The following is a 22,143-nucleotide window of genomic DNA, read 5'->3' as shown; positions in this document are numbered from 1 at the left end:
AAATAACGGTTCTTTGTAAAAAGGTATCTATTCCTACTTAGACAACCACCCGAGCGCCGAAATGGATTCCGGATGGCGACTCAAAATTAGAAGATTCTCCTCGTTTTAGAAACAATCCTGCGAACGTACGTGTGATCCAGCGTTATTCAGAACCATTCAATCTAATTTTGCGCTCTTTCTCAACAAAAGCACCCCAAAATGGCTTACCGTTTAAGCAACTTTTATAGATTGCCTTTTCTTCTCTAAAAGAAGGCTAACACCCAACACAAACCATGATCAAGAGAAACGTATTTCTATCAGCACTTGTACTTGTACTTTTCGGAATTACCCTGACATCCTGCTGGGATGAAGAAAATCCAACGACGGTGCCTTTGACGACAACAACAATGTACACCGCGACCTTGAACGGGGCCAACGAGAAACCATCGTCTACAACCTCTCCAGCAACGGGTACGTTTATGGGTTCTTTAAATTCAACGAGCCGAGTATTGAGCTATACCGTAACGTATTCGGGCTTCCCATCATCGTCAACCGTTACTGGCGGACACCTGCACCGCGTAACGAACTCGGATGGTACTGGCCCAGTTAATATAGGATTCCCTTCGCTAACGTCGCCGATCGTGTCAACGGTAACGCTGCGGCAAACTCAGGTCGATTCGCTTAACGCTGGTCAGATGTACGCCAACATTCACACGAACAACTACCCGAACGGTGCCATTCGTGGTGATGTCAAAAGACAGTAGTTGTTGTTCTATCTTAACAAAAAGGTCCGCCTGACATCAGGCGGACCTTTTTGTTAAGGACTTCTGGTACAACTCAGTTGATACCAACCCATCCAGCTTCGGTTGAAATGCCCGTAACCGCAGCCCAAGTGCCGACATTAGTTTTTGCCAGTCAGCGAGCCCACGGGTTTCAATACCCGCCGTTACCCGGAAAAACCGGATCATCGTCCAGAGCAACATTTCCTGCCACCAGACGCCGGTTCGAACAAAGTCAGTAACCAGCCAGTAGCCCCCCTCTGCCAGTACACTATCCAACTTGGGCAGCAGTTCGTTCCTGAGCGTAGTTTCGGTAAATAAATCCAGTAGAAATGGGGTGATCACGACGTCAAAACGCTCACCTGGGCGTAACGCCGTTTCATCCCCCAGCCGAAATTCGACCGTGCCCAGCAACGCGGTTTCGGCCATGCGCCGACTGGCTCGCGCCAACATCCGGGCCGACTTCTCCAGATAGACTACCCGATCGGGCTGACAGTTCTGCATTAATGGCTCCAGAATTCTCCCGGTACCGCCCCCCACTACCAATACTGATGCACCTTTTGAAATCGATAACCGGGCATTCGGACGTAAAAAAACAGCTTGGGCTCGCTCTAACCGCCGACCGAATATTAAAAAGGCCAGTGCATCATACAAAGGAGCAACCCCGTTAAAGTTTCCCCCGGCAGCACGTAAGGAATTCATCCGATCAACGTAAAAACAACAACGGGCGCAGTCCACTAAAAAGCGCTGCGCCCGTTGTTCCTATATAAAATAAAACAAGTCGGTCATTCTAGACTGGCTGGGTTAGGGCCGCGACCGTTTGCTGGCTGTTACCAGATACCGTTACAGATTGCCCGTGGACCAGCAATGTAATGGGCGTAGTCGATGCGTTGGTAACCGTTACGTCTTGTTGCGTAGTTGTCACCTGCAACAAAGCGCCCCGGAAGCGAACTTTGAACGACAGCCCCTGCCAATGCTCAGGGCAATACGGATTCAGTACCAATTGGTTATTCTCCACGCGTAGCCCGCCAAATCCTTTCACAACCGCCAGCCAGGTACCAGCCATGGACGTAATGTGACAGCCATCTTCGGTATCATTGTTGTAGTCATCCAGGTCGAGTCGGGCCGTCCGCAGGTACATTTCGTAGGCTTTCTCTTTCATACCCAGCTTCGACGCCTGGATGCTGTGCACGCAGGGCGATAGCGACGATTCATGCACCGTCATGGGTTCGTAGAAATCAAAATTGCGCCGGAGAGTATCTGTATCAAACTCATTTTCAAAGAAGTACAACCCCTGCAACACATCAGCCTGCTTGATAAAGCACGATCGCAGAATCCGGTCCCACGACCAGTTCTGGTTAATGGGCCGCTGCCCTTCGGGAATGTCCGTTACGGGCATCAGGTCCTTGTCCAGGAACCCCTCCTGCTGGAGAAAAACAGCTTTGTCTTCGTCGTAGGGCAGGTAAATTTTTTCAACAATCTGCTCGGCCAGTGTCAGCTCTTCCGGACGAATCTGAATCCGATCCACCAGTTCGACGTACCGGTCAGCGTTCATCGCTTTCACCTTATCGATGGCTTCGAGGGTATAGCGCAACGTCCAGGCAGCAATGTAGTTGGTATACCAGTTGTTGTTGACGTTATTCTCGTATTCGTTCGGTCCCGTAACGCCCAGCATAACGTATTGCTGCTTCTCCTTCGACCAGTTAACGCGCTGGCTCCAGAAGCGGCTGATGGCCAGCAGTACTTCCAGTCCATACTCGGCCAGGTATTGCTCATCGCCCGTATACCGGACGTAATCATAAATGGCATAAGCAATTGCCCCGTTCCGGTGGATTTCCTCGAAAGTAATTTCCCATTCGTTATGGCATTCCTCGCCGTTCATGGTTACCATCGGGTACAACGCGGCCCCGTTGGTGAAGCCAAGCTTCTGGGCGTTTTCGATGGCTTTTCCGAGTTGCTTATAGCGATAGACCAGCAGGTTCTTTGCTACTTTCTGATCGGCGGTGGCCAGGTAGAATGGCAGGCAGTACGCTTCGGTATCCCAGTAGGTCGAGCCGCCGTATTTCTCGCCGGTGAAACCTTTAGGACCAATGTTCAGCCGCTCGTCCTCACCAGTATACGTCTGGTTTAACTGGAAGATATTGAACCGGATGCCCTGTTGTGCTTCGACATCGCCGTCGATAGTGATATCGTTGGTTTTCCATTTATCCGCCCAGGCCTGCTTTTGCTCATACAGCATCTTTTCAAACCCCTTGCGCGTGATACGCTGGATGTACTTGTGTGCATCCTGGATAATGGTATCGGGATCGTAATTCAGCGACGATAAGTTAACCGCGTACTTGAAGATCGCAGTTTCCTGCCCCTGGTGGCAATCGAGGCTAATCCGGTTGGCTACGTACTTCTCGTACTTGATCGGTTGCGACTGATAATCGACGCGTTGCCCGTCCTGTTCGATGGCCACGCACATGCCTGTTGCGACGTGAAAACCGGTTTTACGGGTTCGCATCTCGATGTATGCTTCGCCGTAAGCCGTTTCTTTACGTACCTCATCCCAGAACGTTTCGTCGTAGTTAGCGTCCCGGTTACGGATGGCGCCGTCTAGGTAAGGCGTAATCGTGATTTTGGCATCGAAGTTCAGGGGCGTAATGGCATACCGAATGGCGCCCGACTCGTCGTCCACGATCGAACAGAACCGCTTGGCGTTGACCCGGAGTTCTTTGCCGCTTTTCAAAACGGCTACGAATGAACGTTCGAGGTACCCCTCTTCCATGTTCAATTCCCGCCGAAAATCGCGCACCTCACAGTGATTCAGGTCCAGCGATTCGTAGTCAATATCGATATCGATGCCGATCCAGTTGGCGGCATTCAGTACTTTAGCGAAGTATTCCGGGTAGCCGTTCTTCCACCAGCCGACGCGGGTTTTATCCGGATAATAGACGCCGGCAACGTAATTTCCCTGCAGGCTTTTTCCGGTGAATTTCTCTTCAAAATTACCCCGTTGCCCCATTCGGCCGTTCCCGAGCGACATCAGACTTTCGGTAATTTCGTTGTATTCCCGGTGAAAGTCAGTCTCGACAATTCGCCAGGGATCGTTTTCTAAATAATGCTTCATTGGATAAGTGGTAACTGTGTGCTACCTCTTTTTAAACGCCGTTTTAGACAATTAGTCACCTTGGTAACATGGGTGCTCTGGCGTTGTTTACGGAGTAACCACCCTTGTGCTAGGCAGTAAAGGTACTCATTTCACTCTTTACGCGAATCGCCTGATTGATGTGGCGTTCCGTGTGTGCGACCAGCATGAGCATGGCGTCTCCCAATCGTATAGTCAGCCAGTTACCAAACAGCGTACTCATCGACTCCTGATTCCAGTCGAGGTAAACCGCTTTATTGAGCAGATCACGCAGTAGCGTCTGTAGCTCCACAAACTGGTTCAGTACATCCGTCGGATCAAGTTCACTGGCCCGACGCGGACGTAAAATACCCGGAGCGGGTAGTTTAATTTTTGTCTGGGGATCGACCATGTATAACATGGCCTTTCCAACCCAACCGGCGACAAGTGCCTGATCAGATGGACTAGTTTGTATAACCCCAAGTCGATCAACTTTATGCTGCAGATTTCGAATGTAGAACCGCTCAGCCAGATTCAGATGCTGCAAACATTCCAGAATGCTCCAGCGATCCGGCGCGGGTTTGTACCGCAACTGTTCTTCCGGTAAGGAGCGAAACTCGCGTGTTATGGTATCCAGTACACGATCGATGCGCGTTTGCATTTGACGAGCGGTCTCCAGCTTATGCATGGTCAGACGATTGAGCCAGTGAAAACATCTCCAGATCGCGTCGGGAGTTTAAATCAATTGACCCAGCTTCGAACGGCACCTCAACGCAGTCCTTCCTGTGACGACCAATTACCCATTTAACGCCTTTGTCCCCTTCCAGTTGCAGCAATTCGGTAATGTAATCACGGCTGAAGATCGCCGGAACGCTCAGCTGCGTATCGTACCGGCAGGCGACAATTGGTTTGCCCTCATCTTTATAAATTTCCAGCATATGCAGCAGCAGGCCCAGCGATACCATTGGCTGGTCAATGTGCAGCACCAGTACGGCGTCCACCTCTTTGAGTGTCAAATACAGCGCGGCCAGGCCAGTTTTTAACGACGAAGCCTGTCCTGTTGGCCAACTTGGGTTATCGACTAACGTAACCGGAAGACCGGCCAGCTCGGCCAAAACGGGCTCCCGGTTCGCGCCCAGTACGACCACAACCGGTCCACGCTGCAAGGCAATAGCACTTTCGGTAATGCGTTGGATAAGCGACTGTCCTTTATAGGTAATCAGCTGTTTATTCAGTCCGCCCATGCGCGACGAATCGCCAGCCGCCAGTATGATTGTTCCTATTTTCAATATCTTTTGATCGTTAGCTACTAGTAAAACACGTTATAGTGCGGGTGGGTTCTGCCGCCCGGAAAACACCTCGGCAGGATAACCAACTTCGACCAGCGAGAGCCCTTCAGCCGGTGCCGCCCGCCCCGCCCGCTTCCGATTTCGAGCTAAAATAATATTCTCAAAGTCAGCAACACTTAGTCGCCCCTGCCCTACTGCCAGCAACGTTCCTACGATCGCCCGAACCATACCGCGCAGAAATCGATCGGCCTTGATGTGAAACATCAGGCTCCCATTTGATTGCTCTTCCCAGTACGCAAAATCGATCCGACAGTTAAACGTACGCACGTCGGTTTTGACCTTACTAAAACTTTCAAAATCCGTGTGGTTCAGCAGCAGACTGGCCGCTTCATTCATGAGTTTTACGTCCAGAGGATGCGTGAAAACGTACGCCAGGTCGGTGCGGAACGGGTCTTTCCGGCGAATGAGCGTGTATTGGTAGTAGCGATACGTAGCGGTGTAACGAGCATGGTCATCGGCCCGTACGTGAAAGCACTCATAAACGGCAATATCGTTCGAAACCAGCCCGTTCAGCGAGCGAATCAACGTTTCCGGCAAGGGTCGTTCGGTTTCAAAATGAGCAAATTGCTGTCCGGCATGAACGCCCGTGTCCGTCCGTCCACTGCCTACAATCGTAATTGGCTCCCGCAGCACCGTGGTCAGCGCCGTTTCCAGCACCTCCTGCACACTGATGCCGTTCGGCTGTCGCTGCCAGCCGTGGAAGGCCGTTCCCCGGTAAGCCAGTTCAAGAAAATAACGCATAATACAACAGGACGCCGATGGTATTTGTAAGTTCACGAACGACGAAACATCGTCATACTCCTGCTTGAATGGCTATGGATTTATACCGTAATAGTCAGAAGAGATCAAGCCCTTTTACAGTCCGTAACCCTTCAATTTTAAATCTGGGTTGTGAACTTTGTCCATCGAGTAAAGTATCCGATCAGACAATTCAAACGGGATATTACGTAGGTTGCAGGATTCTTTCAACCGTTTCAGATAATCAAGGTAAAGGTCAATTTGTTTCTTTACATTGGTAGAATAAGGCAACTCCTCACCGTAAACAAACCGGTACACGCGCTGATCGATAATTTGATAGATCGCGGGATTTTTAAACCTCAGCATCGTTGACGCCATCGGCAGTCTAATACCTTTCTGTTGCAACAAACAGCCTAGGATTTCCCTAGTTAGTTCAATGTTTATAGTGCTATCGCTTTTGTTTATCAGGTTGAATATACTAAGCGTACCATCATCCAGAGCAACGTAACGATTGACTTTCCACAGCACAATCTCATTGATGGTCTCCTGAGTAAAAACGTCGTCCAGATCGTCTAATTTGACGGTCAATTCCTTCTGGTAATTATAGCCTGGATTTAAAAGCTCCTCTTCAGTGGGCGTTAGTTGATCAATCGTTTTCATCTGATAGTATGGATCGTTCGAGTTGCGTTGAATAGGTTATCACTTCTGTTAGCCGACCGGGATACCACTGATCGTCCTTTACAATCGCTCTACTTCGAACCGTAATTCTTCGATGAGCTGACGCAGGCGGTCGGTACTCGGTGAAGGGGGCGGCAATTGCTGGCTAACAAAGGCTTTTATTTCCCATACCTCCAGCACATCCTTGAGCGCCACTTCCTGATTGGGCACGTCAGGACGATCAGCCGTTAGCAGCAGTGTTCCTTTCACTTTCACCTGGTTGTAGATCCGGCGGCAGCAGATTGGCCGTACGCCGTCGGCTCGCTGGAGCAGCAATACGTACATCTGCCCGTCGGCAATATCGAACCAGTTGCGCACGAATTGTCCAACCAGCAAGGCCCCTGGAAACGTAAAATCCTCCCCCGCTTCGAAAGCCCGGTAACTGCCTTCCGACAGCGTCGGTAGCTGCATCGTTGGCAACCGATGCAGAAAATCAGACTGCTGGCGCTGGTGTCCGTATTCAGTGGAGTAGGCAAGCATCACCACTGGAATCATGGGAGCAGCCGGATGACTCACCGAGCGTGGTTGCGCCATGGGCGTCTCGCCCTCGAACACATTATTGAAGGATAAAACTTCGGGTTGAACGCGCTCACTCGTTGGCCGTACGGGGGGCGTGATAACGGGGGGCGCGGGCGCGGGCCGTGACTCGCGCACGGGTTCCTGGGGCCGGTAGTATTTATTCAGTACTGACGACAGCGGTTGGGGCTCCGGGGTGGCCGACGCTTTTGGATCGGGCTGAGCAAAAATATCCGGAAAGTCCGGGTGCTGAAACGGATCGTCCGCTTCGGCGTCGATTAATCCATCTGACCGGATAGCGCTCGTTGACTGGATACGTTCGGGCGCTGACGCCTTCTGGCCCAGCGGAATACTAAGCGTGGGAGTCTCACGCAGTTTGCGCAGATCCTGCCGGGTTAGCAGTTCAACCGTGGTATTGAACGCTTTGGCAATGGCCTGCATATTTTGCTGGTTCGGATTCGCCCGCGCTTCTTCGTAGGCCCCTAACAGCGACCGTTTTATGTTTATTTTTCGGGAAAACTGTTCCTGCGTCAGACCATTCAGTTTACGCAGATAGCGGATATTATCGCTGACGAGTGACATCAGAGGTGGATTTACTAAAGTTTCAGCTAATATAGCCAATTCGGTTTCTAAATGCCAAAAGTGCCATTTCAGACTGTTTTATCCACATTTACGCACTCTTTCTTTTACGTCTGATGCCACAAAAAAACCGCATCAACACTAGGCTAACGCGGTTTATGCTAAAGTTTGCTAACGATTACTCATGATCCAGCAGGACGCCAACCTGTTGGCCCTGCCGACTCTTATACCCCTGTAGCGGTGAGTAATCCTGCGTTTTCTTTCCGTAATAGCCCGTACCATCGTAAGGGCGTAGCTGCGGATCGTTCTTGCAGGCATCGGTGCAGGTTCCACCGTGCTCATTACCACAGTCCTCACAGAGCGTTACGTGGTTGTTACAGGTCGGACTAGCGCAGTTAATCATCTTGCTCGTAGGCGTGCCACACCGATGACAGGTCGACAAAGTTTCGGGATTGACGTGGTTGACCGGAACTGTCACGCGGTTGTCAAACACGTAGCACTGGCCGTCAAAATCTTCCCCACCCGCTTCCATACCGTATTTGATGATCCCACCGTGGAGCTGGTAGACATTCTCAAATCCACGGGCCAGCAGATAAGCACTGGCCTTCTCGCATTTGATTCCGCCGGTGCAATACGTAATAATCTTCTTGTCTTTCAGGTGCTCGATTTCGTGGACGTGCTCCGGCAGTTCGCGCAGATTATCCATGTCAAACGTAATAGCGCCCTTGAATTTACCAACCGCGTGCTCGTAATTGGATCGCATGTCAACCAGCACGACATCCGGATCATTCTTCATATCTCGAAACGCGTCAGCATCCAGATGAATCCCCGTCTGGCGAAGTGGGTCAACCGGCAGATCCGAGTGAACAATCTCCTTTTTCACCCGCACATGCAGCTTCTGAAACGTATGTTCATCGGCTTCGTCCACTTTGAAATCGATACCGGCAAAGCGAGGATCGGCATGCAGGGCCGCCATGTAAGCCTCACAATCAGCTGTCAGTCCGGACACGGTCCCGTTCAGTCCTTCGGGAGCGACAATAACCCGACCCAACAGATTCAGGTTCAGGCATAGTAGGTGATGTTCCTCGCGGTATTGTTCCGAATTTTCAATTGGCGAGTAGACGTAGTAAAGAAGAACGCGGTACGGTTTCATAGCACAAAAATAAACCCATTTGCCCAAAGTTGGTTCCATAGAACAGTAGGCTGGCACGACAACATTCCGGCGCCTTTTGTGTTCCTTTCCTCCATTCTCCTCTTTGTATGCATATTGCGATTACGGGAAATATTGGCGCTGGTAAAACGACACTGGCAGAATTACTGGCTGCTCATTACGGCTGGGAAGTTCTTTATGAGGCTGTTGACGGCAACCCCTACCTGGCCGATTTCTACGACGATATGCCGCGCTGGGCGTTCCAACTACAGGTTTATTTCCTGAATAGTCGATTTGCTCAGATCCGTCGGATTAGTCAGGTACAAGCCACGAACCAGTTTAATCCAGATCAGCAGCAAACGATCATCCAGGACCGGACGATCTACGAAGACTCCGCTATTTTCGCCCGTAATCTGTACCAGAGCGGGCAGATGACCGAGCGCGATTATCAGACGTATCTGGGTTTGTTCACAAACATGCTCAGCCTGGTTCGGCCACCTGACCTGATGATTTACCTACGCGCTGATCTGCCTAAGCTGCGGGAGCAGATTCTTAAGCGAGGGCGCTCCTTTGAGCAATCGATCAGCGACGAATACCTGCTCCAGCTGAATCAACTTTACGAAGAATTTATCCGTTCCTATCAGGCAGGACCAGTCCTGATTCTCGATGTCAACACCCTGGACTACGCCGAACACCCGGCCGATTTTGCAACTGTCGTTCAGCACATAAACGAACTATTAGCCACGATCAATCCTAAAAACGCAAATGAGCCACGACGTTAGCGTCGTGGCTCATTTGTTTTACGTTACGTCCTCCTAATCTTACCTGGTTATCTTCTGCAAAACAACCGGCAGACAAGTCGGATCTGGACAGCAGTTGGCCGGTGTTAGCGCCACTTGCACGTCCGTAAAGCAACCCGTTGCGTTGTAGATTCGAACCGTGTATACCTGTGGCACTGACGGATCTGGAAGCCCGGTGAACGTAACGGTCCCGTTAACGACCGCAACCGTTCCAGTTGCTCCGAAGGCAGGACCACCGGTGTACGTAGAACCAGCGATGATTCCCGCACTCTGAGCGTTTTGTAGACCAGCCAATACGATCCGTGCATCGTTATTTGCGTTTCCGTTCGTACAGGTCGATGCTGTAGCCGTGATACTGCTTGGTACGTACGTTGGCGCTGGTGTTACGGTTACTGTCGTCGAGATTGTGCTCGCGCAACTGGTGCTGGAGCCAAACGTACAGGTAGCCGAGTAGGTAGCAGTTGCCAGCGGAGCAACGACCAGCGAACTGGTATTGTCACCCGTCGACCAGAGTAATGTACCACCTTCGCAACCAGCAATCGTCAGCGTTGTCGATTGTCCCTGGCACAAGGTTGGGGAAGCCGGTGTCACGGCTAGAACTGGTGTTGGGTTAACTGTCACCGTTGTTGATGCCACACCAGCGCAACCATTACCGTTCGTTACCGTCACCGAGTAAGCGGTGGTTGAAGCCGGCGATACGATGATGGCTGGACTGGTTGATCCCGTACTCCATAGGTAGCTCTGACCCGTGCCCGTGCCTGTATCTGAGGCCGTCAGGGTGGTCGAGGTGCCATTACAGATGGTCAGGTTGCCCGCAATCGTCGCCGTCACTGCTGGGTTCACCGTCACCGTCGCCGAGGTCACCCCCGAACAACCGTTCCCGTTAGTCACCGTCACCGAGTAGGTAGTTGTGGCTATTGGCGAGAACGTCCGAACAGCTCCCGTGAGACCGTCATTCCACAGGTAGCTCGTGCCACCACTAGCTGTCAGGGTGGTGCTCGTACCGTTACAAATCGTGAGGTTGCCCGCGATCGTCGCCGTCACCGCGGGGTTCACCGTCACCGTCGCCGAGGTCACCCCCGAACAACCATTACCGTTGGTCACCGTCACCGAGTAGGCCGTCGTCGAGGTCGGCGTGACCGAGATGGCCGCCGTAGTCTGACCGTTACTCCACAGGTAAGCCGTGCCGCCACTAGCCGTCAGGGTGGTGCTCGTACCGTTACAGATGGTCAGATTGCCCGCAATCGTCGCCGTCACCGCTGGATTCACCGTCACCGTTGCCGAGGTCACCCCCGAACAACCGTTCCCGTTGGTCACCGTCACTGAGTAAGCCGTCGTCGAGGTCGGCGTAACCGAGATGGCCGCCGTAGTCTGACCGTTACTCCACAGGTAAGCCGTGCCACCACTAGCCGTCAGGGTGGTGCTCGTACCGTTACAAATCGTGAGGTTGCCCGCAATCGTCGCCGTCACTGCTGGGTTCACCGTCACCGTCGCCGAGGTCACCCCCGAACAACCGTTCCCGTTAGTCACCGTCACCGAGTAGGTAGTTGTGGCTATTGGCGAGAACGTCCGAACAGCTCCCGTGAGACCGTCATTCCACAGGTAGCTCGTGCCACCACTAGCCGTCAGGGTGGTGCTCGTACCGTTACAAATCGTGAGGTTGCCCGCGATCGTCGCCGTCACCGCGGGGTTCACCGTCACCGTCGCTGAGGTCACCCCCGAACAACCGTTCCCGTTGGTCACCGTCACCGAGTAGGCCGTCGTCGAGGTCGGCGTGACCGAGATGGCCGCCGTGGTCTGACCGTTACTCCACAGGTAAGCCGTGCCACCACTGGCCGTCAGGGTGGTGCTTGTGCCATTACAGATGGTCAGGTTGCCCGCAATCGTCGCCGTCACCGCGGGGTTCACCGTCACCGTCGCTGAGGTCACCCCCGAACAACCGTTCCCGTTAGTCACCGTCACCGAGTAGGCCGTCGTCGAGGTCGGCGTGACCGAGATGGCCGCCGTGGTCTGACCGTTACTCCACAGGTAAGCCGTGCCACCACTAGCCGTCAGGGTGGTGCTCGTGCCATTACAGATGGTCAGGTTGCCCGCAATCGTCGCCGTCACCGCCGGGTTCACCGTCACCGTCGCTGAGGTCACCCCCGAACAACCGTTCCCGTTGGTCACCGTCACTGAGTAAGCCGTCGTCGAGGTCGGCGTAACCGAGATGGCCGCCGTAGTCTGACCGTTACTCCACAGGTAAGCCGTGCCACCACTAGCCGTCAGGGTGGTGCTCGTACCGTTACAAATCGTGAGGTTGCCCGCGATCGTCGCCGTCACCGCTGGATTCACCGTCACCGTTGCCGAAGTACTGGCAGGACAACTACTCGTACTAGCTGGTGTAAAAGTGACGGAGTAAGCTGTCGTGGAGGTTGGGCTCACGGTAATGCCAGCTGTCGTCGCTCCCGTATTCCAGAGGTATGTTCCTGTCCCAGTAGCCGAGGCTGTCAGCGTGGTCGACGTACCATTACAGATAGCTGGATTGGCGGGCGTAATGGCCAAGGAAGGGACTGTACCTTGATAAATGACAATTGGGCTACATCCGTTAACGGGGCAGCCTACACTCGATGTCGTAGTAAAACTATAGCTACCAGCCGCCGTAATAGTGAAGCTGTTTCCGGAGGCAACAAGCGTTGAGCCATTATACCACTGTACGTTTGAGTAGGAAGCAGGCAGACTTGCCACATAAGCTTCTCCCGCGCAAATCTTAACCGGCACCGTGAAGGTTGATCGGCTAACATTATTACTTAAGTTCGGATCTGTGTCAGTTGTTGATACATATGCTGTATTATACAGTACCCCTTCACCCGTTACTGTTACGTTCAGCGTAATGGTTGACGTTGCCCCTGCTGCCACTGTTCCTATATTCCACGCAAGAATATTCCCGGACGTAACCGTCGCGGCAGGAGACGACGATGTGTACGTTAATCCCGACTGGACGGTATCGCGTACGACAACACCTGCCGCCGAGCTTTCACCAATATTCGTTACGGTAATTGTATACGTAACGGCACTACCCGTTGTCGTCTGACTGGTATTGGCTACTTTGGTAATCCGGAGATCAGGTGGACCAGCGACGAAGCCCACGTCATAACCGCTAATGAAGCTGCCAGCGCTTCCCGTAGTGAATGGAATAACCGCAATGTTCCCTACAAGATCGGCATCACTATCGAGCGTGGGATTTCCTCCCTGGCGACTTAGCGTCAGATTTTGTCCAGCCGGAAAGTCAGTGGAGAGAATACGAATTTCGTACGGTGTATTCGGTTTGACACCGCCCGTCACCGTTGCGTCATCGAACGAGTATTGCCCTGCCGCATTCGACGTTGTCAGGGCACGTTGGATACCACTCTGGTACAACCGAACCGTTACGCCACCTAAATTAGAATCGCCGGCATCCTGAATACCGTTTCGATTAGCATCCTGAAAAATGCGACTTCCTATCGCAACAGTAGCGGCTTTGTTGGGGGAGTCTTCAGCGTACCCAGGCCCCCACCCAAGCAGATTCATGACCAGTAGCAGACACCATCGTCGGAAAAAGCGGTACCGCGATGGTAGGTCGGTAAAAACGTTCATAGGCTAACTGACTTATTACGGATTGATTGAATAAATAATGCACCTTACGGCTCTCAGTTTACAGGCAGTCAGCTCCTGAATTCGGGCGACGCGCTTACTGATCAACTGCATTTCTCCATTCGGCAAAACTCAATAATTATGCCGCCGTAATAAATAAAATCAACCTATAGATTAACTATACATATATTTTCGTATACTTATCTAAAATAATTGTAAAAATTAGTAACTCAAATGCAAAAGCAGGCAACAAGTAGCCATAAAGGCCACTGGGTGCCTGCTTTTGCACTGTCTATATTGACCTAAATTGTTTAAGCGGTTGGAGAAAAATTATTTCGTGTAGATTATTCGTGTGCATTGAACCAGTGCTATAAAGCAAAAGTGGCTCAAAATCCGCTTCACAAACTTTGTGCCAGGCAGGAAGAGAATAACTGGCTTTGATCGTCGTACGTACACGAATCTTGTCGCTTACATGACAGCCTTTTTTCTTGTTTATTCGGAGCAAGCTGGCTTACGAAAAAGGCTGGTCAACGGGACCAGCCTTTTAGGATACATATTAGAGAAACAAAGCGATTATTCGACTGGCTAACCCCACGGAGATAGCTGTTACGGTTAGCCAAGTAACAAGATTGGTTACATCAACCGACTGAGAGCGATTCACTGAATTCATATCTTACAAGTTTACGGAACTAATTTAATGAAAACACTTTACAATAAGTCTATGACGAGTAGCTTTTGAATAGTCACTGCTCAACATAAACTCACGCTATTATTTTTCGTCTTCTTTAAAATGAGCATAAATACTGCCAGATATAATACGTTTTGTATACTCCAGTTATTTTTTTCTTACACCATTTAGTAATCGGCAGATTGTTATTTATTTTCAGCTTTTAACGGTAAACTCAATTCTTCATTCCTATGATTCGCAGGCGTCAACCAAAGACACCTAACCGGATACTTATCCATTTTCTTTTGTCTCTGACGAGTTTTTCGCTATTAATATGCTCTTTAGCGAACGCACAGCCTGCCATTCGGGCGACTCCTAGTTTACCAGGGACATTCCAGTTTGGTGGCACGACCCGAACCTACGTAATTCATTTACCGGCTACGTATGGAAAACATAAACAACGGGTGCCGCTTGTGCTTGCTTTTCATGGTGGCGGTGGACGTAGCGGCCGTTTCGAAACGCTATCTCGTCTGAGTGAGAAGGCCGACAAAGAAGGGTTCATTGTTGTTTATCCAGACGGCATGTTATCCCAGGGTGCGTTGTCGATTCGGACCTGGAATGCAGGAAAATGCTGCAATCCCAAAGCATCGCTGGGTCGTCAGGCAGACGACGTTGGCTTTGTTAGCGCCCTGATTGACGACCTGGCCAAGACCTATCGAATTGATACCAAACGAGTGTATGCCACCGGACACTCTAATGGAGCGATGTTCTGTTATCGACTAGCCTGTGAGCTTTCCAGTAAAATTGCGGCAATTGCTCCTAACGCCGGTACTATTCAGTTGCAGCAACCTTGCCAGCCTGCGCGCGTGGTACCAGTCATACACTTTCATTCAAAACTAGATAAAAATGTACCTTACCAGGGCGGATTTGGCACACGAGGAATCAGCAACCAATGGAATCCTTCGGTAGATAGTACATTATCTGTTTTTGCGAATCTGACTCCTGGTAAATCCAACCGACAAACTGTTGAAACAACGCCGGTCTACACACACTATCGTTGGGCGAAGAGTGATCAAGAGACCTCTTCTACTGAGTGCTATCTGACCGAAGACGGTGGACATTCCTGGCCCGGTGGTAATCAGGGAGCAGTTTTATCCAGCGATCCGCCGAGTGTTCTGTCCGCGAATGATCTGATGTGGGCCTTTTTCAAACGCTACTCAACACCATAAAAAAAAGCCTGCCGGATCGGCGGGCTTTTTTCTTAGATAAGTATCATATTAGTTTACCGCGACGAAAGTTCAACGGGCTTCATGGTAGGTGTCAGCAGGTGCATCACCAGCCAGGCCAGCAAATAAGCAGAACCGCAGATCAGAAAGATAATCCCATAGCCATCCTGCACGTTACCCGCTCGTTTGTAGGTGTCCAGTATGCGACCGACGATCTCAGGGAAGATAATCCCGCCCACTGAACCGGCCATACTACCAATTCCCACCACCGAGCTCACGGCCCGTTTGGGAAACATGTCCGAAGCCGTCGTAAAAATGTTGGCACTCCAGGCCTGGTGCGCAGCTCCGGCCAGGCCAATCAAGGCAACGGCGGTCCAGATGCCAGGACCAAATCGTACAGCGATGACCGGCACTACCAGTAGCGCAAACATCAGCATAGCCGTTTTCCGGGCCTTCCATACGCTCCACCCCCGGGCAATTAGCCAGGACGACAGGTACCCTCCCCCGATACTCCCTATACTGACGAGGGTGTACAATACCGCCAGATACAGGTTTGGTTTTTTGGTATCCAGATGGAATGTTGTCGCAAAATAATCCTGGAGCCAGAACAGGAAAAACCACCAGACCGGATCTGTCAGCATTTTTCCAAAGATAAACGCCCACGTCTGACGCTTACTCAGCAATTCACTCCAGGATACCGGCGATCCATGATCAGCGACCTCGTCGGGTGTCGTTGCGTTATCGCTATGAATATAGGCCCGTTCTTCGCTCGACAGTTTGGGCTGATTCGCCGGCAGTTCGTAACCAAAGTACCAGAAGCCTAGCCAGATGAAGCCCAGCGCTCCCGTAACGATAAATGCCATTTCCCAGCCGTAGGCTCCCAACAACCAGGGCACCAGAATCGGGGCGATTACGGCACCAATGTTTGCTCCAGAGTTAAAAATACCCGTTGCCAAAGCCCGTTCCCGTTTGGGAAACCACTCCGCTACGGTCTTGATAGCCGCCGGAAAATTCCCAGCCTCTCCCAGCCCCAGCCCGATCCGGGCAACAATAAACCCGAACGTACCCGTAGCCAGGGCGTGTGCCATAGCAGCCAGACTCCAGAAAATAATTGCAATGGTATAGCCTAGCTTGGTACCGATATAATCAATGAACCGGCCGAAGAGCAGCAGACCGACTGCATAAGCCGCCGAAAATACCTGCACGATCCGGCTATAATCCAGCTCCGACCAGTTGAATTCTTTTTCCAGCGTTGGTTTTAGCAAACCAACAACCTGACGATCAAGGTAGTTGATTGTTGTAGCGAAGAATAGTAGGGCTACAATTGTCCAACGGTAATTTCCGACGGCTTTACTCATGCAGTTTAAACGGTAAGAGAGGTGGTGTGTTGAACCAACGCTGCGATTCGGTCACGCAGCGCTGTGGGATCGGCACTCGGGCCGGAGAATAGTTGCGAGCCAATACCAACCGCCGTTACGCCCGCCTTGAACCAGGTCGTCAGGCTCTCCGCGTTCGGCTCAACGCCCCCCGTTACCATAAGTTTCAGGTGTGGCATGGGGCCCAGAATGGCTTTGATGAAACCAGGACCGACTACGTTGCCAGGAAATACTTTTACAACATCGGCGCCCAGTTGAGTAGCCTGGTATATTTCGTTTAGCGTCGAACCCGCCGGAATCCAGGGTACCCCCCGTGTCCGACAAAGCTTTCCGATTAATTCAGTTGTTACGGGCTGCACCACAAAATCGGCCCCAGCATCCATGAAGCGCTCGGCATCTTCAGGCGTCAGAATCGTCCCAATACCCAGTGCCATTCCGGGACAGTTAGTCCGAACGTACTCGATTAATCCCGAAAATACGTCGAACGCCTTGTCGCCCCGGTTTGTGAACTCAAACAGACGCAGCCCCCCGTCGTAGCAGGCCTGCACAATGGTTTGCGCCTGTTGACTATCGGCATTATAGTATACAGGAACGATTGGGTGTTCTCGGAGAAGAGTGAGGAGCTGCTCGGACGAAAAAGAAGGCATGATGAACTAAAATTTCAGATGATTAGTGGGCAAAGCGTATGGGATTCCTGCCTGGATTCATCACAAACGAGCGAGGATGTATCCGGTAACGGCTAACCTGGCCGTTGGCGTAATAATACAAGGGGTATACTTATCTACTCACGAAAAGCGCACAATTTCCCAAGCTAACTGGTAATCAAATAATCTACCAGTTAGCTGTGTTAAAGGGTGTGGGCTACTTTTTACCACTTCGTTTGATGGGTCGACCGTACTTCTGCATCTTCTCGGCCGCGTGGTTTCGACGAATGTTGACTTTCTTATTCTTGTCAATTTTATCGTGGAAGGCTCCCCCACCCGACTCGGGTTTTGGCCCGGTCAGGTCAATACTCTTCATTCGAATCTGGGGTTTCTCCTCGTCCAGCAATTCATCGGAGATAACTAATTTTTCGGGCAGGGCCTGCACGGGGATCGTGTAGTTCATCAATTCCTCGATGGAGGCAAGGTATTCCTGCTCATTGTCGGCAACGAACGTAATAGCAATCCCCTTCTGATCGGCACGGCCGGTACGACCAATCCGGTGAATGTAATTTTCGGGAGTGTCGGGCGTGTCAAAGTTGATGACGTGCGATACACCTGATACGTCCAGACCACGAGCAATTACGTCAGTCGCAATCAGGACGCGGTACGTACCAGCTTTGAACTGATTGACGCTGTTGAACCGGTAGTTCTGTGCTTTGTTGGCATGGATAATACCCACACGGTCCGGACACTCATCGGCCAGTTCGTCAAACAGTAAGTCTGCCTGCTGGCGAGTCGCAGCAAATAGCAGGACTTTTGTCATGCTTGTGTCCCGGCCCAGCAGCAAGTTCAGCAGGTTTAATTTGGTATTGATATTGGGGACCCGGTACATCAGCTGGCTGATATTTTCTAATGGCGTACCCACTGGTGCCGCTTCAACGTAAACCGGGCTATTAAAATACGTATCGAGCAGGGCTTCGACCTCTGCAGTGAGTGTTGCCGAAAAAAGCAGGTTCTGGCGACGAGGGGGCAATAAGTCCAGAATTATCTTTAGCTGTGGCCGGAACCCCAGATCAAGCATTTCATCCACCTCATCAATGACCAGTTTCTTGATGCTTTTTGCTTTATACACGCCACTGGACAAGATGTCGACCATCCGGCCGGGCGTAGCTACCAGAATATCAGCTCCTTGTTGTACTTCGGCCAGTTGCGGTTTCAGGTTGACGCCCCCGTACACCCCAACCGTCGTCAGGCTCATATAGGCTGTAAGCTGCTTCGCCATTTCGACTACCTGGACAACCAGTTCCCGGGTCGGCACCAGAATCAGCATCTGCGTCAGGCGCTCTTTCGAATACTGCAACTGGCGCAAACAGGGTAACAAATAGGCCAAAGTTTTCCCCGTACCGGTCTGCGCAATTCCGCATACATCCTGACCCGACATCGCGACCGAAAAAACCTTTTCCTGAATCGTCGTTGGGGTCGTATAATTCAGGTCTTCCAGAGCGCGAAGTAGTGGTTTGCTCAGATTCAGATCGTCAAAAGTCATGGTCGTATTGTCTAAAAGCCTACAAAGGTACAGCGAATTGGTCAGCGTTACTGATTCTTCAGTACGCCTTTCTGGTTCCTGCTGGCTACCTACACGACGATAACATATATTTTATCAATATTTGTCAACTGCCCGCCTTGGGGAATCCCAAAAAAGCCGTTGAGCCCAAGAATGTCCAAGTTAATCGTTACCAGAAACCGTTTTGTGTATGGTGCGCTCATGCTCAGCGCAATGCTGCTCGGCCTGGCTTCCCGGCGTTTTCTGGGTGACTGGCTTTTCGTAAAATTATACGTAGGGGATGTATTTTGGCTTCGCCCTTCTTTTCCGTCGATGGTCAATCCGGGCCGTTGCAGCAGTCGCTTTTAGCTTCTCGGTGTGTATTGAACTCGGCCAATTATACCATGCTCCCTGGATCGACAGTCTGCGGGCGACGCGGTTGGGGGGACTGGTCCTCGGATTCAGTTTCGTCTGGAGCGATCTGCTGTGTTACGCCGTGGGTGTGAGCTTAGGGGCTCTAATTGAAACCTATTGTATTCCGGCGCGGTATAAACAGAACTGATAGCGATCCTATACTTCTGTAAGGTAAGTCACACACGAGCGTTTAGTGAGCCAGAGTCATTTGTATTTCGTGTGATGCTTGATGTACAGTTTGTTATTGTACTCAATACCACCGGTTGACGGGCTTAGTCACGGCAAGCCTGCGGAGAAGGCCAATAAATACGCCAGAGGCAATCACAATACCATAATGACAAAGCCTGCCTGATCACGGCGTGATCAGGCAGGCTTTGTCTATGCTGTAAGCAGTCCGTCGGTTAGAATTTGTATGACAGGGTCGCTACAACCTGACGAGGTGCAATGGGCATGATGCTGTACCGGTCGTGAATCAGGTAGTTTAGCTCATTGGTGATGTTCGACAACTTTACCAGCAGCGATACTTTTTGATACGTATACCCGGCGGTCAGGTCAATCGTTGTGAAACCAGTCAGCGGGATCAGGCGATTATACGCGGGCGTCTGCCCTACGGTGTTGTTCAATCCACCGTTACGGGCACCCGTGTAGAAAGCCGACGCACCCAGTTTCAGGCCACGCAACTGTGGCAAATCGAAGGTGTAAAATAGCGTAGCATTGGCCGTGTGAGCAGGGTTATTGATTAGGCGCTCCCCCAGAACGGGGGCGCCAACACCGGGTACCGTCGACGCTTTGGTGTACCGCATGTAGTTATAGCCGTAGCCCGTAATGAAATACACGTTCTTGGAAAGGTTACCTGCCAGGTCAATTTCCAATCCATCGCTGGTAGTTTCGCCGGTAAACTCTTTTACGTTCGTATCCGTGTTGGGTGTACCGTCGGCTCTGGTCAGTGCCGTCTGAGCAAAATCGCTGTTGCGAATGCGGTAAACGCCCACGTTTGCCGTCAGGCGACCATCGAACAGTTCGTTTTTGACACCAACTTCGTACTGATCGATAATCGACGGACGTAATTGCTGGCCAAAAATATCAACACCGCTGTTCGTCGAGAAATTATTGGAGTAACTCGCAAATACCGAAGTCGTCCGGATCGGCTGGTAGATCAGGGCTACTTTGGGCGAGAATGCCCGGTCGTAACGAGTCGCTGCTGTTCCGCGCGTTTCAGCATCCGTGAGCAGATTCAACATCTGCGTCTGTAACGTCTTTTGGTACGACCAGCGAATACCGGCCAGCACTTTGATTTTATCCGTCAGACTAATCAGGTCCTGTACGTACACCCCCGAACGGTAAAGCGGAGAAGTCGTCCGGCTGGTAGCCCGTGAGTCCGGAATGTACGTCTGCTGCTGGTATTTGGCTGGGTCGAGGATGTTAATTCGGTCATAGGTCGTTACGCCAACGCCATTATTAGTAATCGTGAACGAGTTAGTGACGCTACTGACACCGACCAGATCAGTACCAACCAAAAGCTGGTGGGCAATCGGTCCTGTAGTAAAGCGCCCGTTCAGGTTTAGTTGCCCGGTATAATCGTTTTCCGAGGTCAGCGTCCGGCTCAATGTCCGGCTCCAGTCGCCATTAACCGCAATATTGTTGTTAGGAACCCCGGCGCTGAAGGCCGTTACGTTCGTTTTCTGCGCCGAGGCAATAAACGTCAGCTTCCAGTTATCCGTGAATGCATGATCCACGTTCAGGGTAGCCGTTTTCTGATCGAGGTTGTTGTAAGCCCAGACGGTATTGATAAAACGCGAGCGGGGTATGGTCGTGGGAATCTCAGCATCCCGGTTGGCGTTCAGCGAGCCGATACCGTTGTCGGGCGTCAGATTCGATTTCAGATAGTCGGCCTGTAACAGCACGGTCGTTTTATCCCCAATTTTATAGAGCAGCGACGGGTTCACGTACACCCGCTCCGTTTTGACCACGTCGCGGTAGCTTTTCGCGTTTTCGTACGTACCGACCACCCGGAACGCCAGGTTTTTGGCGATGGGTCCATAGATATCAATGATTGGTTTGTACAGGCTGTAGCTGCCCGCGCGCATCGACACTTCGCCCCCCCAGTTAAACTTCGGCTTTTTGGTGACCAGATTGATGATCAGGCCACCCGATACCGTACCATACAGCAGAGCCGCGCTTCCTTTCAGCACCTCAACTGATTCCAGCGTACTGGCGTCCGGGAAACCAGCTGAGTTAGAAATTACACCGTTCTTAAAAATGCTGCCGCTGCTGCCAGCGCCGGCAATACCAATGCTATACCCACGGGCGGTGAAGGTTTCAGCAACGCCACCCCGCTGTTGCGTGAGCGAAACCCCACTCACGTTACGTAGCGCATCACCCAGGCGGTTGATTTGCTGATCTTCAATAACCACGTTGCTCACAACACCGGTCATCTGCGGCAGATCCAATGGCGCAATACCCGCCTTGCCAAGGGTCACCACGCTGTTGGTCCCCGTTACTTCAACCTCATTGAGCTGCGACGAACTTTCGGCCAGCGTAATATCCTGTTTGGCGGCCTGCCCGGCCCGAACCGTTACTAACTTCTCCTGGGGTTCCAACCCTACAAAGCTGATCTTCAGGGTGTAGGTCCCTTCAGCAATACCTTTGATCTGGAACGAACCATCCTCGGCCGTTACCGCGCCTTTGCGAACTTCTTTCAAGCCAACATTCACAAAGGATGCCGGACGACCATCACGCGTAGTTACGGTTCCACTAATTGAACCGAGTGTCTGCGCGACAAGCTGATTACTCAGCAGGATAAGCAGTAGTGAGCAAAAAATACCTGTACGGAAACGTATATTCATTTATTTAGACTGATTACATTTTACGCAAAAGTATAACAGCCTAAACAGGTTCGGTTGGTTTAGCGAGCCAATCTGGCCTTTTTAATCCTAGTTTAATAT

At 51.5% G+C, this 22,143-nt stretch carries 17 protein-coding genes; 4 read left to right on the top strand and 13 right to left on the bottom strand.

The window, feature by feature from the left end:
- Positions 1–272: 272 nt before the first annotated feature.
- Positions 273–743 carry a CHRD domain-containing protein gene (locus ACYVAD_RS13155; RefSeq protein WP_461139958.1) on the top strand — a complete coding sequence of 157 codons (471 nt, stop codon included), beginning with the start codon at positions 273–275 and terminating at the stop codon, positions 741–743.
- A 36-nt stretch (positions 744–779) separates the two neighbouring features.
- Here the strand turns inward: ACYVAD_RS13155 and ACYVAD_RS13150 are convergent, their stop codons facing one another.
- From ACYVAD_RS13150 to trhO, 8 genes are all read right to left on the bottom strand, one after another.
- Positions 780–1,460, bottom strand: coding sequence for a class I SAM-dependent methyltransferase (locus ACYVAD_RS13150; protein WP_461139957.1), 681 nt, complete (start codon positions 1,458–1,460; stop codon positions 780–782).
- 88 nt (positions 1,461–1,548) lie between these two features.
- Positions 1,549–3,870, bottom strand: coding sequence for a glycoside hydrolase family 65 protein (locus ACYVAD_RS13145; RefSeq protein ID WP_461139956.1), 2,322 nt, complete (start codon positions 3,868–3,870; stop codon positions 1,549–1,551).
- A 109-nt stretch (positions 3,871–3,979) separates the two neighbouring features.
- Positions 3,980–4,555, bottom strand: a complete 576-nt coding sequence (locus ACYVAD_RS13140; protein ID WP_461139955.1) for a DinB family protein — start codon at positions 4,553–4,555, stop codon at positions 3,980–3,982.
- A complete protein-coding gene (locus ACYVAD_RS13135; protein ID WP_461139954.1) occupies positions 4,548–5,156 on the bottom strand; it encodes a nucleotidyltransferase family protein in 609 nt (202 codons plus the stop codon). The genes ACYVAD_RS13140 and ACYVAD_RS13135 overlap by 8 nt, the downstream gene beginning before the upstream one ends.
- A 33-nt stretch (positions 5,157–5,189) precedes the next feature.
- Positions 5,190–5,957 (bottom strand): tRNA pseudouridine(38-40) synthase TruA, encoded by a 768-nt coding sequence (gene truA, locus ACYVAD_RS13130; protein ID WP_461139953.1) that lies wholly within the window; start codon positions 5,955–5,957, stop codon positions 5,190–5,192.
- A gap of 114 nt (positions 5,958–6,071) precedes the next feature.
- Positions 6,072–6,614 (bottom strand): hypothetical protein, encoded by a 543-nt coding sequence (locus ACYVAD_RS13125; RefSeq protein ID WP_461139952.1) that lies wholly within the window; start codon positions 6,612–6,614, stop codon positions 6,072–6,074.
- Between the two features lie 78 nt (positions 6,615–6,692).
- Positions 6,693–7,769 (bottom strand): helix-turn-helix domain-containing protein, encoded by a 1,077-nt coding sequence (locus ACYVAD_RS13120; RefSeq protein ID WP_461139951.1) that lies wholly within the window; start codon positions 7,767–7,769, stop codon positions 6,693–6,695.
- A gap of 175 nt (positions 7,770–7,944) precedes the next feature.
- Complete coding sequence (gene trhO / locus ACYVAD_RS13115; RefSeq protein ID WP_461139950.1) at positions 7,945–8,919, bottom strand: oxygen-dependent tRNA uridine(34) hydroxylase TrhO; 975 nt, start codon at positions 8,917–8,919, stop codon at positions 7,945–7,947.
- A gap of 107 nt (positions 8,920–9,026) precedes the next feature.
- Between trhO and ACYVAD_RS13110 the strand changes: the two genes are divergently transcribed.
- Positions 9,027–9,698: a deoxynucleoside kinase gene (locus ACYVAD_RS13110; RefSeq protein WP_461139949.1), complete on the top strand. Its 672-nt coding sequence runs from the start codon at positions 9,027–9,029 to the stop codon at positions 9,696–9,698.
- A gap of 39 nt (positions 9,699–9,737) precedes the next feature.
- Here ACYVAD_RS13110 and ACYVAD_RS13105 read toward each other — a convergent pair whose 3' ends face one another.
- On the bottom strand, positions 9,738–13,331 hold the full coding sequence (locus ACYVAD_RS13105) for an SdrD B-like domain-containing protein (protein WP_461139948.1): 3,594 nt from the start codon (positions 13,329–13,331) through the stop codon (positions 9,738–9,740).
- 915 nt (positions 13,332–14,246) lie between these two features.
- On the opposite strand from ACYVAD_RS13105, the gene ACYVAD_RS13100 reads away from it, so the two are divergent.
- Complete coding sequence (locus tag ACYVAD_RS13100) at positions 14,247–15,224, top strand: extracellular catalytic domain type 1 short-chain-length polyhydroxyalkanoate depolymerase (protein ID WP_461139947.1); 978 nt, start codon at positions 14,247–14,249, stop codon at positions 15,222–15,224.
- A gap of 53 nt (positions 15,225–15,277) precedes the next feature.
- Here the strand turns inward: ACYVAD_RS13100 and ACYVAD_RS13095 are convergent, their stop codons facing one another.
- The 3 genes from ACYVAD_RS13095 to ACYVAD_RS13085 all read right to left on the bottom strand — a co-directional run bounded on the left by ACYVAD_RS13095 (position 15,278) and on the right by ACYVAD_RS13085 (position 18,787).
- A complete protein-coding gene (locus tag ACYVAD_RS13095; RefSeq protein WP_461139946.1) occupies positions 15,278–16,579 on the bottom strand; it encodes an MFS transporter in 1,302 nt (433 codons plus the stop codon).
- Positions 16,580–16,584: 5 nt separating this feature from the next.
- On the bottom strand, positions 16,585–17,244 hold the full coding sequence (locus ACYVAD_RS13090; RefSeq protein ID WP_461139945.1) for a beta/alpha barrel domain-containing protein: 660 nt from the start codon (positions 17,242–17,244) through the stop codon (positions 16,585–16,587).
- 214 nt (positions 17,245–17,458) lie between these two features.
- Entirely contained in the window at positions 17,459–18,787 is a 1,329-nt protein-coding gene (locus ACYVAD_RS13085) for a DEAD/DEAH box helicase (protein WP_461139944.1), read from the bottom strand.
- Positions 18,788–19,085: 298 nt separating this feature from the next.
- On the opposite strand from ACYVAD_RS13085, the gene ACYVAD_RS13080 reads away from it, so the two are divergent.
- Positions 19,086–19,346: a ribosomal maturation YjgA family protein gene (locus ACYVAD_RS13080; RefSeq protein ID WP_461139943.1), complete on the top strand. Its 261-nt coding sequence runs from the start codon at positions 19,086–19,088 to the stop codon at positions 19,344–19,346.
- A gap of 253 nt (positions 19,347–19,599) precedes the next feature.
- On the opposite strand, the gene ACYVAD_RS13075 is transcribed toward ACYVAD_RS13080, so the two are convergent.
- Positions 19,600–22,044: a TonB-dependent siderophore receptor gene (locus ACYVAD_RS13075; RefSeq protein WP_461139942.1), complete on the bottom strand. Its 2,445-nt coding sequence runs from the start codon at positions 22,042–22,044 to the stop codon at positions 19,600–19,602.
- Between the last annotated feature and the right edge of the window lie 99 nt (positions 22,045–22,143).

It is taken from the genome of Spirosoma pomorum (genome assembly GCF_054776615.1).
The sequence above is the reverse complement of the archived record's forward strand: the minus strand, read 5'-3'. Positions and strand labels throughout refer to the sequence as shown.

Bases quoted from the DNA above. Each gene is read 5' to 3' on its own strand.
- ACYVAD_RS13140 (WP_461139955.1), bottom strand. From the start codon at position 4,555: ATGCATAAGCTGGAGACCGCTCGTCAAATGCAAACGCGCATCGATCGT.
- ACYVAD_RS13090 (WP_461139945.1), bottom strand. From the start codon at position 17,244: ATGCCTTCTTTTTCGTCCGAGCAGCTCCTCACTCTTCTCCGAGAACAC.
- ACYVAD_RS13110 (WP_461139949.1), top strand. From the start codon at position 9,027: ATGCATATTGCGATTACGGGAAATATTGGCGCTGGTAAAACGACACTG.
- ACYVAD_RS13075 (WP_461139942.1), bottom strand. From the start codon at position 22,044: ATGAATATACGTTTCCGTACAGGTATTTTTTGCTCACTACTGCTTATC.
- ACYVAD_RS13095 (WP_461139946.1), bottom strand. From the start codon at position 16,579: ATGAGTAAAGCCGTCGGAAATTACCGTTGGACAATTGTAGCCCTACTA.
- ACYVAD_RS13150 (WP_461139957.1), bottom strand. From the start codon at position 1,460: ATGAATTCCTTACGTGCTGCCGGGGGAAACTTTAACGGGGTTGCTCCT.
- trhO (WP_461139950.1), bottom strand. From the start codon at position 8,919: ATGAAACCGTACCGCGTTCTTCTTTACTACGTCTACTCGCCAATTGAA.
- ACYVAD_RS13145 (WP_461139956.1), bottom strand. From the start codon at position 3,870: ATGAAGCATTATTTAGAAAACGATCCCTGGCGAATTGTCGAGACTGAC.
- ACYVAD_RS13105 (WP_461139948.1), bottom strand. From the start codon at position 13,331: ATGAACGTTTTTACCGACCTACCATCGCGGTACCGCTTTTTCCGACGA.
- ACYVAD_RS13080 (WP_461139943.1), top strand. From the start codon at position 19,086: ATGTATTTTGGCTTCGCCCTTCTTTTCCGTCGATGGTCAATCCGGGCC.
- ACYVAD_RS13120 (WP_461139951.1), bottom strand. From the start codon at position 7,769: ATGTCACTCGTCAGCGATAATATCCGCTATCTGCGTAAACTGAATGGT.
- ACYVAD_RS13155 (WP_461139958.1), top strand. From the start codon at position 273: ATGATCAAGAGAAACGTATTTCTATCAGCACTTGTACTTGTACTTTTC.
- truA (WP_461139953.1), bottom strand. From the start codon at position 5,957: ATGCGTTATTTTCTTGAACTGGCTTACCGGGGAACGGCCTTCCACGGC.
- ACYVAD_RS13085 (WP_461139944.1), bottom strand. From the start codon at position 18,787: ATGACTTTTGACGATCTGAATCTGAGCAAACCACTACTTCGCGCTCTG.
- ACYVAD_RS13100 (WP_461139947.1), top strand. From the start codon at position 14,247: ATGATTCGCAGGCGTCAACCAAAGACACCTAACCGGATACTTATCCAT.
- ACYVAD_RS13125 (WP_461139952.1), bottom strand. From the start codon at position 6,614: ATGAAAACGATTGATCAACTAACGCCCACTGAAGAGGAGCTTTTAAAT.